At 62.1% G+C, this 14723-nt stretch carries 12 protein-coding genes; 10 read left to right on the forward strand and 2 right to left on the reverse strand.

What is annotated here, in order from left to right:
• Window positions 1–43 precede the first annotated feature (43 nt).
• From C2L71_RS06605 to C2L71_RS06635, 7 genes are all read left to right on the forward strand, one after another.
• Window positions 44–2380, forward strand: coding sequence for a molybdopterin-containing oxidoreductase family protein (locus C2L71_RS06605; RefSeq protein ID WP_103264991.1), 2337 nt, complete (start codon window positions 44–46; stop codon window positions 2378–2380).
• Between the two features lie 2 nt (window positions 2381–2382).
• Window positions 2383–2988: a 4Fe-4S dicluster domain-containing protein gene (locus C2L71_RS06610; protein WP_103264992.1), complete on the forward strand. Its 606-nt coding sequence runs from the start codon at window positions 2383–2385 to the stop codon at window positions 2986–2988.
• Window positions 2967–3809 (forward strand): dimethyl sulfoxide reductase anchor subunit family protein, encoded by an 843-nt coding sequence (locus C2L71_RS06615; protein WP_103264993.1) that lies wholly within the window; start codon window positions 2967–2969, stop codon window positions 3807–3809. Before C2L71_RS06610 ends, C2L71_RS06615 begins: the two co-directional genes overlap by 22 nt.
• A 127-nt stretch (window positions 3810–3936) precedes the next feature.
• The gene (locus C2L71_RS06620; protein WP_103264994.1) at window positions 3937–5238 is read left to right on the forward strand and encodes an MFS transporter; all 1302 of its coding nucleotides are present in this window, start codon (window positions 3937–3939) and stop codon (window positions 5236–5238) included.
• Between the two features lie 280 nt (window positions 5239–5518).
• Window positions 5519–6217 (forward strand): type 1 glutamine amidotransferase domain-containing protein, encoded by a 699-nt coding sequence (locus C2L71_RS06625; protein WP_103264995.1) that lies wholly within the window; start codon window positions 5519–5521, stop codon window positions 6215–6217.
• A 331-nt stretch (window positions 6218–6548) separates the two neighbouring features.
• Entirely contained in the window at window positions 6549–7799 is a 1251-nt protein-coding gene (locus C2L71_RS06630) for an Nramp family divalent metal transporter (RefSeq protein WP_103264996.1), read from the forward strand.
• A 236-nt stretch (window positions 7800–8035) separates the two neighbouring features.
• The gene (locus tag C2L71_RS06635; RefSeq protein ID WP_239926429.1) at window positions 8036–8866 is read left to right on the forward strand and encodes a protein-ADP-ribose hydrolase; all 831 of its coding nucleotides are present in this window, start codon (window positions 8036–8038) and stop codon (window positions 8864–8866) included.
• Between the two features lie 91 nt (window positions 8867–8957).
• On the opposite strand, the gene C2L71_RS06640 is transcribed toward C2L71_RS06635, so the two are convergent.
• Together C2L71_RS06640 and C2L71_RS06645 are read right to left on the reverse strand one after the other, a co-directional pair.
• A complete protein-coding gene (locus tag C2L71_RS06640; protein WP_103264997.1) occupies window positions 8958–9722 on the reverse strand; it encodes a LamB/YcsF family protein in 765 nt (254 codons plus the stop codon).
• 75 nt (window positions 9723–9797) lie between these two features.
• The gene (locus tag C2L71_RS06645) at window positions 9798–10799 is read right to left on the reverse strand and encodes a LysR family transcriptional regulator (RefSeq protein ID WP_157938938.1); all 1002 of its coding nucleotides are present in this window, start codon (window positions 10797–10799) and stop codon (window positions 9798–9800) included.
• 231 nt (window positions 10800–11030) lie between these two features.
• Between C2L71_RS06645 and C2L71_RS06650 the strand changes: the two genes are divergently transcribed.
• The 3 genes from C2L71_RS06650 (at window position 11031) to C2L71_RS06660 (ending at window position 14714) form a co-directional block, all read left to right on the forward strand.
• Window positions 11031–12203, forward strand: a complete 1173-nt coding sequence (locus C2L71_RS06650) for a CaiB/BaiF CoA transferase family protein (RefSeq protein ID WP_103264999.1) — start codon at window positions 11031–11033, stop codon at window positions 12201–12203.
• A gap of 123 nt (window positions 12204–12326) precedes the next feature.
• Window positions 12327–13580: a 2-hydroxyacyl-CoA dehydratase subunit D gene (locus tag C2L71_RS06655; protein ID WP_187143297.1), complete on the forward strand. Its 1254-nt coding sequence runs from the start codon at window positions 12327–12329 to the stop codon at window positions 13578–13580.
• Between the two features lie 3 nt (window positions 13581–13583).
• On the forward strand, window positions 13584–14714 hold the full coding sequence (locus tag C2L71_RS06660) for a 2-hydroxyacyl-CoA dehydratase subunit D (RefSeq protein ID WP_103265000.1): 1131 nt from the start codon (window positions 13584–13586) through the stop codon (window positions 14712–14714).
• The last annotated feature ends 9 nt before the right edge of the window (window positions 14715–14723 follow it).

Here is a 14723-nt window from a genome sequence, read left to right on the forward strand (position 1 = left end):
GGGGGATCGCAGGCGATCGTTCAAACGCGAGAAAGGAGACGGTATGGCATCGATCATCCCTCTGCCCGACGGGGGAAAGATAGTGAAGACGAACTGCTTCGAATGCCACGCGAAATGCGGAGTGCTGTGCGAGGTTGACAAGGATGGCACTCTCGTGAACGTGAAGGGCAATCCTGAAGACCCGCGCAGTGAAGGCAGGATGTGCGGCAAAGGGCTTTCGGCGCGTGCGATCCTCTACGATCCCGATAGACTCAGATATCCGCTGCGGCGCAAAGGCGAGCGCGGTGCCGGCGACTGGGAGCAGATCACCTGGGACGAAGCGATCGAATGGCTGGCCGGACGCGTCGAGGAAATCACCGCAGAGCACGGCGCCGAATCCATCGCCTACGGACAGGGTACCGGGCGCGGCACGAACCAGTGGACCGGTCGCGCCGGCAACGCGGGCGGGCGCGTGCACCATAGCCTTTCGCCCGGCAACATCTGCCTCGTGCCCATGATGGTGCAGGCGCTATTGCAGTTCGGCATGTTCCCCACCTTCGATGGCTGCGACTTCGACAATGCCGACTGCATCGTGTTCTGGGGTTCGAACTCGGTATGGACCGAGCCCACCTACACGTCGGGGCAGATAGGGCGCAGCCGCGACCGCGGTGCAAAGCTCATCGTCATCGACCCGTTCTTCGAGCATCCGCTGGCTGCGAAGGCCGACTGTTTCCTGGGCGTTCGCCCCGGCTCCGATACGTACGTGGCCTACGCGTGGCTCAACGTCATCATGAACGAAGGGCTTTACGACCGCGCGTTCACGCAGAAGCACACCAACGCGCCGATGCTCATCATCGAAGGAGCCGATGTGCCGTTGAACGAAGCGTTGCTGCGCGAGGGTGGCAACCCGCAGGCCATGCTCGTGTGGGATAGGAAAACGCAGTCCATGGTGGAGATCCACAGCAAAGACATCGACGAGGACATCGAATACCGGGGCACGGTGAAGACGGTCGACGGCCAAGAGGTGCCCGTGAAGACCGTCTGGCTGGGCTTGAAGGAGCGCGCAGACCAGTGGACGCCCGAAGCCGCCGAGGAGAAGTGCTGGGTCAAAGCCGATGTCATTCGGGAATCCGCGCGCATGTACGCCCAGGCGCCGGCCGCCACCATCAATGTGTTTCAGGGCCTTGAGGAGCAGACGAACTGCAAGGACACGTTGCAGCTGGTGAATTGCATCATCGCTATCTGCGGCAACCTGGAGAAGAAGGGCGGCAATCTGAGCATGCCCTTCTGGAACCAGATGGGCCCGCTGACTGGCGCCGAGCCGGCTACCCAACGCGAGCTTCGCGTGGTGGACGAGCGTGCGAGCGGATCCATTTACGGGATATCGAATCCCACGTGCCTGTTCGAGGCTATGCGCACGGGGAAGCCTTACCCGCTCAAAGGCTACATCATGGTGCAGGGCAACCCGCTTTCGTGGGCGGAGAACACAGCACTCGTGAAAGAATCGCTCATGTGCCTGGATCTGCTCGTGTGCATGGACTACTACATGTCGCCTACCTGCGAGATCGCCGATCTCGTGCTGCCGTCAACCCATTGGACGGAACGCGACTACCTGGCTGACGAGGTGTGCAGCGAGTGGGTATTCGCTCAGCAGAAGGCCGTAGAGCCTCTCTACGAGCGCAAGAGCGACGTATGGTTCTGGCGCACATTCGGACACCGCCTCAACCCTGAGTGGTGGCCGTGGGAGACGGACGAGGAGCTGTTCAACTGGCAGCTCGAGCAAACGCATGCCGGCGTTACTTGGGACGAACTCAAGGAGGCGTGGATTCATCGCGTTCCGCAGATGCCTTCGCGCGAGTACGAGCAGAACGGCTTCGGCACGCCTACCGGGCGCGCGGAGCTCTATTCGGTCATCTGCCTCGTTTCGGGATCGAAGCCCTTCCCCGAGGCCAGCGAACCGAAGGAAAGCGTGTTCTCGGCACCTGAGCTTGCGGCGGAGTATCCGCTCACGGGTGTCACTGGGCGTCGCTATCCCATCTACTACCATTCGGCGTATCGCGGCATCCCGCATCTGCGTGAGATCGTGCCCGAGCCCCAGGTGGTGTTCCATACCTCCCTTGCCGAGGAGCTGGGCATCGAGCGAGGCGAATGGGTGTGGATTGAATCGCCGACAGGCCGCATCACCATGAAGGCGCGTCCGAGCGACGGGATCGATCCGCGCGTGTGCGTCATCCCGCACGGGTGGTGGCAAGCGTGTCCGGCTCTCGATTTGCCGGGCTATCCCGACGGCATGTCCAACGCGAACACCATCACGAGCGATCGGGTGTACAACGACGAGTACCTCACGCCGGGCTTGCGCAGCACGCTGTGCCGCATTGTGAAGAAGAAGGCGGGTGAGTAGCCATGGCTGAAGCGAAGCGTCGGTACGGCATGGTGATCGACCTTGATAAATGCACAGGTTGCCAGGCATGTGCCGTGGCGTGCAAGATGGAGAACAACGTGGATCTGGGCGTGTTCTGGAATCGCGTGTACCGCATGGGTCCCGTGGGGGCGTATCCCGATGCGGTCGAGATGTTCTACTTCCCCAACCAATGCATGCATTGCGAGCATCCCAGCTGCGTCGAGGTGTGTCCCACCAAAGCGACCTATCAGACCGACGAAGGCGTGGTGTTGGTCGATGCCAACCTGTGCTTCGGGTGCCAGTACTGCATCTGGGCGTGCCCGTATGAGGCGCGCACGCTAAATCCGAAGACGAAGACGGTGGAGAAGTGCATCCTGTGCGTGCACAAGCTCGAGCGGGGGGAGCAGCCCGCTTGCGCCTATACCTGTACGACAGGGTGCCGCACCGTAGGCGATCTCGACGATCCCGAAAGCGCCATATCGAAGGTGCTCGAGGCGAACGCCGATCGCGTGTACCGGGTGCATCCCGAATTTGGCAACAACCCGTCGGTCGTGTACCTCGTGCCTCGGAAAGGAGCTGAGACCCTATGCAAATCCATTGGCCATTAGTCATTTCAACTGCATGTCAACGCGTGGGTCTGGGCATGTTCGCCTGCGCGTTTCTGGCGAACCTTGCGCTCGGTACGGTGCTGCCCCTCAACGTCGTAGCGCTTGCGACCTTGACGTTGCTGGCCGTGGGCGGCATCGCCTCGATCTTTCACCTGCAAACCCCCGCGCGCTTCTTCAACGCGTTCTCGAACTTCGGATCCCATCTTACGCAGGAGGCTCTCATCACGCCGTTTTTGGGCATCGCTCTATTAGCGTGCGGTCTGAACGGGTTTGTATACGACATGGGACCTGCGACCATCGTCGTCGAAACGGCAGCCTGTATCCTGGCGGCGGCGTTTCTCGCATGCACGGGACTCGCCTATCAGATGCGCTCGCGTCCGGCGTGGAACACCGGGTTCGTGCTGGGGCTGTTCTTGCTGACAGCTGCCGAAGCGGGCTCGATCGCCGTCTGTGCCGTGTGCGTGCTGATCGGCGCCGTCGTGCCCACGGGGCTTGCCGTGGCGACGGGCGTGCTCTTCGTCGCCTGCGTCGTCGTTCAGTGCGCCTATCTGGCTCGCATGCGCCACGTGGGCTACGGCGTTGACGTTCGCGTGAACGAGGAGCCGTACAAGACCGTCTTCTACCTCTGGTTGGCTGTAGGCGTCGCGTGTACCGGCGCGGGCTTGGCGGCCGGCTTGGCCGTGGCGAGCAGCGAGCTGCTGCTTGCGGCGGCGGTTGCCTCGGCGCTCGGCATCGTGGCATGGACGGTGCTGTTCTTCAAGGGAGCATGCAAAGTGAAGATGTTCCCTATGTATCCGGTCGACTTGAACCTGGACATGTAATCGCATTCGCCCGCGCGTCTCAGACGGCGCGCGGGCGCTCAGGTGCGCGAACGCTTGCGCGGCGTGCACGATCGGGCTTCGCGCATGGGCGACGTATGCGGCACCCGAACCCGAAAAGGGGGAGATAATGAAACAATCGTTCATCGGCTGGCGCATCGTGGTAGCGACCGCTCTACTGTACGCTCTGCTCGGCAACTTCGGGCTGGCGGCGGCACAGCTGGCGATACCCGCGATGGCGCTCGACCCCACCGTGTCCATGAATCGCAGCATGATCGGACTCGGCTTCACAGTGTTCATCCTCATGCAGGGCCTTCCCGGGCCTCTTATCGGCAAGTTCATCGCCAAGTACGGCGCGCGCAAAGCTTTTGCGGCAAGCGCGCTGCTCATTATCGTGACGGGCATTCTCATGGGGCTGTTCGCCGGTGTCAGCACCGTGGCCTACGTGGTGCTGTTCGGCCTGCTGCTAAGCTTTTCGTGCACGTTGGGCGGACAGATTGCAACGCAGACCACCGTCGGCAGCTGGTTCGTGCAAAAGCGCGGGCTTGCCATGGCCGTGACGATGGGAGTCGGCGGCTTGGTTGCGTTCTCGTTCCCGCTTATCACGAACTTCGCGATGGGCGAAGGAGGAGATTGGCACCGCGGCTTCTATCTCATCTCCGTCATGGCCGCCATCGCGCTGGTCATCGCCCTGCTGTTTATGAAGGACAAGCCCGAGGACGTCGGGCAGCTGCCGGACGGCATCGCTGCGGCACCTGCCGGCGCCGCGGGCGCGGTTCCGACGGAAGACACCGCGCAAGTGGGAGAGCCGGCGAAGGCGATCTCCACGGTGTACAAGACGACCGTTTCCCGGACGAGCAAGGAGGCGTTCCGCACCCCTGCGTTCTGGCTCATCTGGCTCGGTTCGTTCAGCATCTTCGTAGGGTTGAACCTGGCCGTTTCCTCGGGCGTGCTGTACTTCGCACAGCTCGGCATGGACACCGGCGTCATCGCGGGGGCGGTGGCCGTGCAGGGCATCGCCGCCGTGGCGGTGAACCTGGTGATCGCGCCTCTGGCCGACCGCATCGAACCCGTGCGCATCCTGGGCATCTGCGCGTTTTTGACTGCCATCGGCGCGGCGCTGGCGTTTGTGTGCGCGCCGGGCAGCGTGGTCATTCTATACGCTTACTATATTCTGCTCGGCATCGGGTTCGGCGGTAATACGAGCGTCATGCCCACGGCCTTCGCCAACTACTTCGGCATCGAGCATTTCCCGAAGATCATGGGCAACGTGCTGTTGCTGTTGTCGGTGTTCTCGGCATTGGTGCCGGTCATTGCCGGTGTGGTGTTCGACATGACGGGAACCTACGTGGTCATGTTCCTCGCGGTGGCGGTCGTCTGCGCCGTGGGCGGTGTGGCAAACCTGCTCGTGCGCTTCCCGAAGAAGTCGTAGCACGAGGTTGCCGTGCCGGCTTCGGCATGTTTTCGCCGTTTTCGGGCGTCTCCGGCATCTGCGTCGGGGATGCCCTGCCGGTCGCTTCCTTGCAGGTTCTCGGAACGCGAAGAGCAAATGATTTTCCGAGAGGGCTGAAAAGGTTTCGGGCTTTCCCGCCGTTCGATCATCTTGCAGAATTCTTCATTGCTGCGGGCCGGTAACGCTCGCCACGTGGTCGGTCCGACCATGAGCGTTCGGCGTACGATCAAGCTTTCAACGCGAAGCGAAGGAACGCCCGATGAAGAAGATCCTCATAGCCCTTACTAACACGCCCACCTACGGCGAGCGCAATGACGCGACCGGCCTGTGGTTGGGCGAGGCGGCGGAGTTCGTGGACGAGGTGGCGCAGTGCTGCTTCGAGGTGGACTACGTGAGTCCTAAAGGCGGCTATGTGCCGCTCGACCCGCGCAGCATGAAGAAAGCCTATGCCGATCGCGCCACGTTCGCCCTCTACCGCTCCGAGGACTTCCAGACACGCGCTCTTGCACGCTCGCTTAGTCCCGACGAAACGAACCCTCACGACTATGCCGCGCTGTACTACACGGGCGGTCACGGCGTGATGTGGGACTTCCCCGGCAGCGAAGGGCTTGCTCGCCTCGGCCTGTCCATTTACGACCAAGGCGGCTATCTGGCCTCGGTGTGCCATGGCATCGCGGGGCTTTTGTATCTGCGGGTGAACGGGGAGTACGTGGTGGCCGGCAAGAACATCACGGGCTTCACCACTGCGGAAGAGCGTCTGAGCGGCAAGAGCGGCGAGATCCCCTTCTGGAACGAGAAGGTGGCCAAGGCCCACCGTGCGATCTTCCATAAGAAGCGCCCCTTCTCGTCCTATGCCGTACAGGATGGGCGCCTCATCACCGGGCAGAATCCCGAATCGCCGCGCGCGGTGGCGAGACTATTGCTCGCGGCCCTTTTGCAGGAGCCTCGGCGTTCATAGTAATACCTGCGACAACTTTTCTTGGCCGTCGTTCTTGGCGAGGCATGCCGGCGCGAGGGCGTGCTCGAGGATAAAGCCGTCGAGGGCGCCTCTGGAGCTGCGGGCCGCACGCGCCCGTTCGGAACGTGTCGTCCGACGCCGACCGCCGCCGACCGGCGGAGAGCCCGTCGCTCTTCCGTATACGTAGACCGGGCGTTCTGCTAAAGTAGACGAATGTGCGCGGCGCATTGCGCCGAGGTCGTTATCGGCACGTTCGCAACAAAGACGAAACGTGCAATGGGGATGATGAAGCGACAGGAAGTTCGTCTCGTAAGAACGGAAAGGAGAGGGCATGAGCAGTTCATTGGGTCAGAAGTTCAGGAACATCGGTCCCGGCGCCCTCGTGGCGGCGGGCTTCATCGGCCCCGGCACCGTCACGACGTGTACGGTATCGGGTGCGAGCTACGGCTACACGATGCTGTGGGCGCTGCTGTTCGCCACCGCGGCCACCATCATCTTCCAGGAGATGGCTTCGCGCGTCGGCATCGTCTCTGGCAAGGGGTTGGGTGAAAACATCCGCGACCGCATTCCGAACAAGGCTCTTATGTGGATTGCGATCGTAATTGTTATCATCGCCATCTTCGTGGGCAACATCGCATACGAGACAGGGAACATCACGGGCGGCATCCTGGGCATCCAAGCGGTTCTGCCCGATGTGCCGATGATCCCCATCGCCATCGTGCTGGGCATTCTGGCATTCATCGCCATGTGGATCGGCTCGTACAAGGTGGTCGAGGTCGTTCTTACGGCCATTGTCGTGTTCATGGGCGTGGTGTTTTTGGTGACGGCGTTCGCGTCGAACCCCGACTGGGGCGCCATCGTGGCCGGGCTGTTCGTTCCGACGCTTCCCGAGGAAGGTTCGAAGGGCATCCTGACCGCCGTAGGTCTTATCGGCACCACCATTGTGCCGTACAACCTGTTCCTCCATGCTTCTGGCGCCTCCGAGCGCTTCAAGGACCCGGAGCAGGTGTCCGACGCGCGTTTCGATACCATCCTTAGCATCGGCCTGGGCGGCATCATCTCCATGGCCATTCTCATCTGCGCCGCCGCCAACATCTTCGGCACCGAGACCGTGGTGACGAACGGCAAGGATATGGCGCTCGCGCTCCAGCCGCTGCTGGGTTCATGGGCTACATGGATGATCGGCCTCGGTTTGCTGGCCGCCGGCTTCTCGAGCGCCATCACGGCGTCGTTCTCGGCCGCGTACGCTGTCAACGGCGTGCTGGGTTGGAAGAAGACGACGAAGGACCTGCGCTTCAAAAGCATCTGGATTATCGTGCTCGTGGCCGGCTGCGTTATGGCCGTCGCGTTAGGTAAAAGCCCGACCGAGCTCATTTTGGTGGCGCAGGCTGCAAACGCCATTCTGCTGCCCATCATGGCGTTCTTCGTCCTCTACTGCGCGAACGGCAAGGACCTCGGCAAATGGCGCAACCACATCTTCGCGAACTGCGCGGGCGTGGTGATCATCGTCATCACGCTGTTCATGTGCTACCGCAACATGTCAAGCTTCCTCACGTCGCTTCAGGCGCTTATCGGCGGGTGAACCGCGTCGCCCTGCACCTGCGCTGAACCTGCGCCCGTCGGACTCCGGCGGGCGCTTTTGTTTACAATGGCCGAGCGTTCGGCGAACCAGCGGCGCTTTGTTCGAGGGGCGAGATATGGAAGCCGCGCTTTGATCGTGTCATCCAGGCGTTGGATTGACGTCGGGGGGGGGGAACGGATGACAGACCTTATCGGATGGCGTAGGATGCGGAGGAAGAACGACGAAGGGAGCGCAGGATGGAGCGAAAGCGCGCAAGCGATACGGGCGAGATGCCTACGCAAGACGAGCTGCGGGCGGCGCTCGGGAGACTCGTGGCCTATCTGGGAACGGAACGTCCCGAATTCGCAGGGCTTGCGGTGCCTGAGGATCCCGACGAGCGCTGGACGTTGGCGCGGGCTCTCATGAACATGCGGCCCCCGCTGCCCGTGCCCGACGCGGTACTGGCTGACCAGGATGCCGTGCTGCGCGCCCGCGTCGCGCAGGCGGGAGCGACGGACGCGCGCGATCTGCCGACCGTCTTCGACGATGGCCGCATCGCGCTGTGGCGCGGCGACATCACCACGCTCAAGGCGGATGCCATCGTGAACGCGGCCAACTCGAAGCTGCTTGGCTGTTTCATTCCCGGGCATCATTGCATCGACAACGCCATCCATTCGTTCGCCGGCATCCAGCTGCGCCTCGCCTGCGATGACCTCATGCGCGCGCAAGGTTATGATGAGCCGGTTGGCCGAGCCAAAACCACACCCGCCTTCAATCTGCCTGCGAGCTTCATCGTGCATACGGTGGGCCCGAACGTGTCGAGCGGCGTTCCGACCGCCGCCCAGGATGAACAGCTGGCCTCGTGCTATCGCGCCTGCTTGAACACGGCCGCCGATGCGGGGTGCACGTCGCTTGCATTCTGCTGCATATCCACCGGCGAGTTCCGCTTCCCGCGCGAACGGGCCGCCCGCATTGCCGTGGACGAGGCACGCGCATGGCTGGCGTGCGACGTGCGCATCGAGCGCATCGTGTTCGACGTGTTCGACGAAGAGGATTTTGAGATATACGATCGTCTCTTGAAGGCTTGACCGAAGAATGCGCTGCCTGCGTCGGGCGCGCTTTTCTCAGGTGCTGCACGCACGCACTGCCGGCCAGCTGCGATGGTTCGGGCTCGCGCTCCTACGGTCGGCCGACGGGCTTGATGGCGATGCCGTCTTCCTCGAGCGACTGGCGAATGCGGCTGACGAACGCAAGCGCCTGGGCGTTGTCGCCGTGCACGCAGATGGTGTCGGGATGCAGGTCGATGAGCTTGCCCGTGACGGACAGGATGGCGCCGTCGCGGATGGCGTGCTTCACGCGCTCGATAGCCTCCATCTCGTCGCGGATGAGCGCGGCGGGATCGTTGCGGCCGACCAGCCTTCCCTCGTCGGTGTAGTTGCGGTCGGTGAAGAACTCCTCGGCCACGACAAGGCCCGCCTTGCGCCCCTCGTCCACGAGCGCGCTGTTCGCCAGGCCCACGAGAACGAGGTTCGGATCGACGTCGCAGACAGCTTGCGCGAGCGCTGCGGCCAGCTCCGGGTCGATGGCCGCATGGTTGTACAGCTGGCCGTGTGGCTTCACGTGCGCGAGGCGCACGCCCTGCGCGGAGCAGAACGCCTGCAGCGCGCCGATCTGATATAGCATGTAGGAGTACGCTTCGTCGGGAGAGAGGTTCATGTCGCGCCGGCCAAAGCCTTGCAGGTCGGGATAGCCGGGATGCGCGCCGATGGCGATGTCGGCCTCGGCCGCCATGCGCACCGTGTCGCGCATGACCATCGGGTCGCCCGCATGCTGCCCGCACGCGATGTTCGCACTTGAGACGAGCGGGATGATCTGGTCGTCAAGTCCGAGCGTGTAGCGGCCGAAGCTCTCTCCAAGATCGCTGTTCAAGTCTATGCGGTACATGGCGCCACCCTTCTTTTGCGTCGCGGTCGGCTCCTATTGTAGTGCAACAACCGATCCGCTCGCACCCCCGCGCATTCACGGTCGCGCGGTTCTCGTCTGCTCGGCATTTTTCAGTTTTTCGGCGCGGCTGCGGTTGATCCGCTCCGCCGTCTCAAGAAAGGCAGCGAGGGCCGGGCCGTGGTTTTCGTCGCGCACGATCATCGTGATGGTTATGTAGAGCGTCCGCTTGCGGCCGAACGGGCGTACCGGCTTGTATGTATCGAACAGGTAGCCGTCGATGGCGGTGAAGTTCTTGTGGTGCGACAGGTCGAAGAAGATGATGCCGTCGCCGTGGTCGCGCGTCCAGAAGTCGTGGTAGTTCTGCACGGTCTCGTATTCTATCTGAGGCAAGAACCCCTCTTGCATGCAAAGCGCGCGGAAGTCCTCGATGAAGCTTTCGTAATGGTTGCTGGCGATGGCGCAGAAGCGTTGGTCGGCGAAGTCCCCGAGCGTGAGCGATCCCATGTCGAGCAGCGGGGAGTTTTTCGGCACGCCGAGGCGGAACTCGCCGGCGTAGTCGACGAGCAGCAGCGAGCAGTAGCCGGAATGCACGGCAAGCTCGGGCTGGTCGAACGGCGTTTCGGCGATGTTGAACGTAAATCCCACGTCGATATCGCCGTCGAGCAGCGCTGCGAGCGACGATTGGTGCGTCTTGCATTTGCGCACATCGAAGGTCACGCTGGGATAGCGCCGTTGCACTGCTTCTTTCACCTTGCGCGATTCTTCGCTTATGAAATCGAAGAAGGTGAGGTCTTGTATCCTCACAAGCTCGGGGACGTGATTCTTGAGCGCCGCAAGTCTGAGCTCCATCGTCTCGGTTCGTGAGAGCGTCTTGCTCGCATAGTCCATGAGAATGCGGCCCGCTTCGGTGAGGATGAGAGGCTGCTCATCGAAGAACAGCTTGTGACCGAGCGATTTCTCCAAAGCGGATATGTGCTTGGAAAGCGTCGGTTGGGATAGGTAGAGCTTCTTTGCGGCTGCCGTGTAGCTGCCGAGCTGGGCGATGGTGATGAACTCTCGAAGCGTTTCGATGTGCAAATCAGCTGCACCCCCTCGATGCAAAGATCGTGCCGTCGTCCTGCGTTCCTCCTGTGGAGCGGCCTATTCCACTATAGAACATCATCATTCCAAATTCATCAGGTTTGCTTCCGAATCGCTATTTTCCCTATGCCGTCTCGATTCCGTACGATTGCAGGCGTCGGAGGTGCGACGGTGGCGCGACGCGCATGCGGACGCGGCACATGATGCCAAACGGAAAGGAGCATCAGTATGAAACCTTTGGAAGGCGTAACGGTTATCGAGTTGAGTTCGTACTTCGCGGTGCCGGGAGCCGGGCGCATGCTGGCGTCGCAAGGCGCGCGCGTGATCAAGGTAGAGCCGCCGCGCGGCGACATCCAGCGCTATTTCGCTATGGCGTTCAACGTTCCCTGCAAGCCTGACGAGAACCCCCTGTTCGACACCATCAACGGAGGCAAAGAGTTCGTGAGCCTGGATCTCAAGGATCCGGCTGACATGGAGAAGCTGCACAAGATGATCGCACAGGCCGACGTGTTCCTGACCAACAACCGCACCAAGGCGCTGCAGAAGATGGGCCTGGACTACGATTCTCTTAAGGACAAGTATCCCCGTCTCGTCATGGCCACGCTGTCCGGTTACGGCGAGAAGGGCGCGCTCAAGGACGCTCCGGGCTTCGATCTGGTGGCCATGTTCCAGGAAACCGGCTTTTCCCGCGATCTGATGGTTGCCACCGATCACACCACCTATCCGGCGAACTCCGCCTACGGCTTCGGCGACATCGCCGCGGGCAGTATCCTGGCAGGTGCCGTCGGCATGGCGCTGTACCGCCGCGAAAAGACCGGCAAGGGCGACCATGTAACCTCGTCTCTGTACGGCACCGGCGTGTGGTTGACATCCGTCCTCACCCAACTCAGCCAGTTCGGCTATCCCTACCCGCTCGACCGCGGTTTCAGTGCTCCCACCGGCATCCCCTATCAAACGCGCGACGGCGAGTGGATCGGCATCACCATCAACGAGCCCGAACGGTACTGGGAGCCGCTATGCCGAGCCCTCGGCTCCGATAAGCTGCTCTCCAATCCGGACTACGGCAACCGCAACAAGTGGGTTACCAGCTACGAGCTGTGCAGCGAGACGATCAAGCTGCTGGAGGAAGCCTTCATGCAGCATGACTGCGACGAGATACTGGAGAAGCTCCGCGCTGCCGACATCGTGTGCACCAAGCTCGTGCACTTCAAGGCCAACGTGACGAACCCGCAGGCTTTGGAGAACAGCTTCGTCGCCCCTATCACCTACCCCAACGGCGACACCACCGCGCTCGGACAGCCGCCCGTCCGCTTCACCGACATGGACGATCCGAAAGCCGAGCAGGGCAAGGCCGTCGGAGCCGACAACGCCAAGGTATTCGCCGACTTCGGCATCGCGTAGCCGCCGGGGCGTTTCCCGTGCTGCTCCCGCAAATGGGGCGGTAGGGACGCTCAAAGATGAAGGCCGCGGCGCAGCGCGCTCATGCGCGGCCGCCTGCCGCGGTCGACCGACAAGGGGGTCATTATGTCAGAAGAAAAAACTCCTGCCGCCGCCGGGCAGACTCCGCCGAAACATGTTCCCGCGGTGCTCGTTCTCGGCCAGCTTGCGGAGAAGATGTACCAAGACGCCTACGAGGCCAAGGAGCGGGGAGAGAAGATAGGCTGGTGCTCGTCCAACTTCCCGCCCGAGATAGCCGAGACGTTAGGACTGCATGTAGTCTATCCCGAAAGCCAGGCGGCCGCCATCTCGGCGAAGGGCGGCAGCCTGCCCTTGCTGGAGTACGCCGAAGGAGAGCTGGGTTTTTCCAACGACCTGTGCGCCTATGCGCGCATCAACCTAGCTTATGCCAATGTTGCCGCGTGTCCCAACGGCGAGCGCGACATGCCGCTTCCCGACTTCGTGCTGGGCGCCACGAGCATCTGCGAGACGATGATGCCGTGGTACGAGGACCTCGCCTACTTCCTGGACATCCCGATGGTGTTCATCGATATTCCGTTCAACGACGGCTACGATGTTGACGAGAAGCGCATTACATACCTGAAAGGCCAGTTCGAGCACGCCGTCAAACAGCTTGAGGAAATCACCGGCAAAACGTGGGACGAAGATCGTTTCCAGGAGGTGTGCGACGTCTCCGTCGCCTCGTCCAAGGCATGGTTGGAGGCCACCTCCTACGTGCAGTACGATCCCTCGCCGATGAACGGCTTCGACCTGTTCAACCATATGGCCGTCGCCACGACCGCGCGTCCGAAGAAGGAAGCCCTCGCCGCGTTCAATTACCTCATCGACGAATGCAAAACGTTCGTCAAAATCAACAAGTCAACGTTCAAGCCCGACGAGAAGCATCGCATCCTCTACGAGGGCATCGCGGTGTGGCCCTATCTCAAGGCCACGGCGGGTCCGCTCATCATGCAGGGCGTCAACGTGACGGGCTGCGTCTACTGCCCGGCCTTCTCCGGCGTCTACGACGACATGGACGGTCTGATGAAGGCGATGACCGATGTGCCGAACTGCCAGAATCTCGAACGCGCTACCGAAGCGCGCAAGAAGTTGTGCAAGGACGGCAAGTGTGAGGGCGCGCTCGTCCACATCAACCGCTCCTGCAAGATGTGGTCGGGCTTCATGCCCGAAATGGGACGCCGCATTGCGCGCGATCTGGATATCCCGGTGGTGCTGTTCGACGGCGACCAGTCCGACCCACGCAACTTCAGCGAGGCGCAGTATCAGACGCGCCTGCAGGGCCTCATCGAGGTCATGGATAACAACAAGAAGGGGGAATAAGCCATGGCAGGCGTCAAGGAGTTGCTGGCGACGTTCGCCGAGGTCGCCCAGAACCCATCCGCCCAGGCGGACGCGTACATCGCGCAAGGCCGTCGCATTATCGGCGTGGGGCCCTACTACGTGCCCGAGGAGCTTGTGGACGCGGGCGGCGGCGTGCCGTTTGGCGTGTGGGGCATGGTGGGTCCGGCCGTCGAGGCCAAGAAGTACTTCCCGCCGTTCTACTGCTCCATCTGCCAGATGACGCTGGAGATGGGCCTGACCGGTAAGCTCGACAGGCTCTCTGGCATGATGATTACCGGCCTGTGCGACAACCTGCGCCCGTTCTCGCAGAACTGGAGCGCCGGCGTGGGCTCGAAGATTCCGATGATCTTCGTATCCCAGCCCCAGAATCGCTTCATCCCTGCCGGACGCGACTATGCGGTGGATTCCTACACCGAGGTTAAGCGCGGTGTGGAGGAATGCCTTGGCACTATTCTCGACGACGAGGCGATCACGGCTTCCATCAAGCTGTACAACGAATGGCGCGCCGCGATGCGCGCGTTCGTGAAGCTTGCCGGCCAGCATCCGTCCGAAGTTTCCGTCATCGATCGCGCGCAGGTGATCAATGCGGGCTACTATCTGCGCAAGGCCGACCACCTGCCCCTCGTCAAGCAGCTGAATGCCGCACTTGCCGCGTTGCCGTCGAGCCTCGAGGGCTACCATCCGGTCGTTCTTTCCGGTATTTACGAAGACATTCCCGCTATCGGCGAGATCCTGCAGGAGAACAAGTACGCCATCGTGGCGGATGATCTGGCCAAGGAGTCCCGCGCTTTCGCAATGCAGGTGCCCGAGGAGGGCGACCCCATCGAGGCGCTTGCCGATGGCTGGTGCGCCCTTCGGAACGACTCGGTACTCTACGATCCGCACAAAGATCATTGCCGTAGCGTTCCAGCGCTCGCCAAGGAGAGCGGCGCGCGAGGCGTGGTGCTCCTGCTCGCGAAGTTCTGCGATCCCGAGGAGTATGACGAGCCCATCACCAAGCGCGAGTGCATGGAAGCCGGCGTGCCTATCGTGGCGATCGAGATCGACCAGTCCACCGAAACCTATGGGCAGGCGCGCACGCAGCTTGAAACGTTCGTCGAGCTCATCGGGTAGGTTTGAGGG

This window comes from Enteroscipio rubneri (genome assembly GCF_002899715.1).
GTDB lineage: Bacteria > Actinomycetota > Coriobacteriia > Coriobacteriales > Eggerthellaceae > Enteroscipio > Enteroscipio rubneri.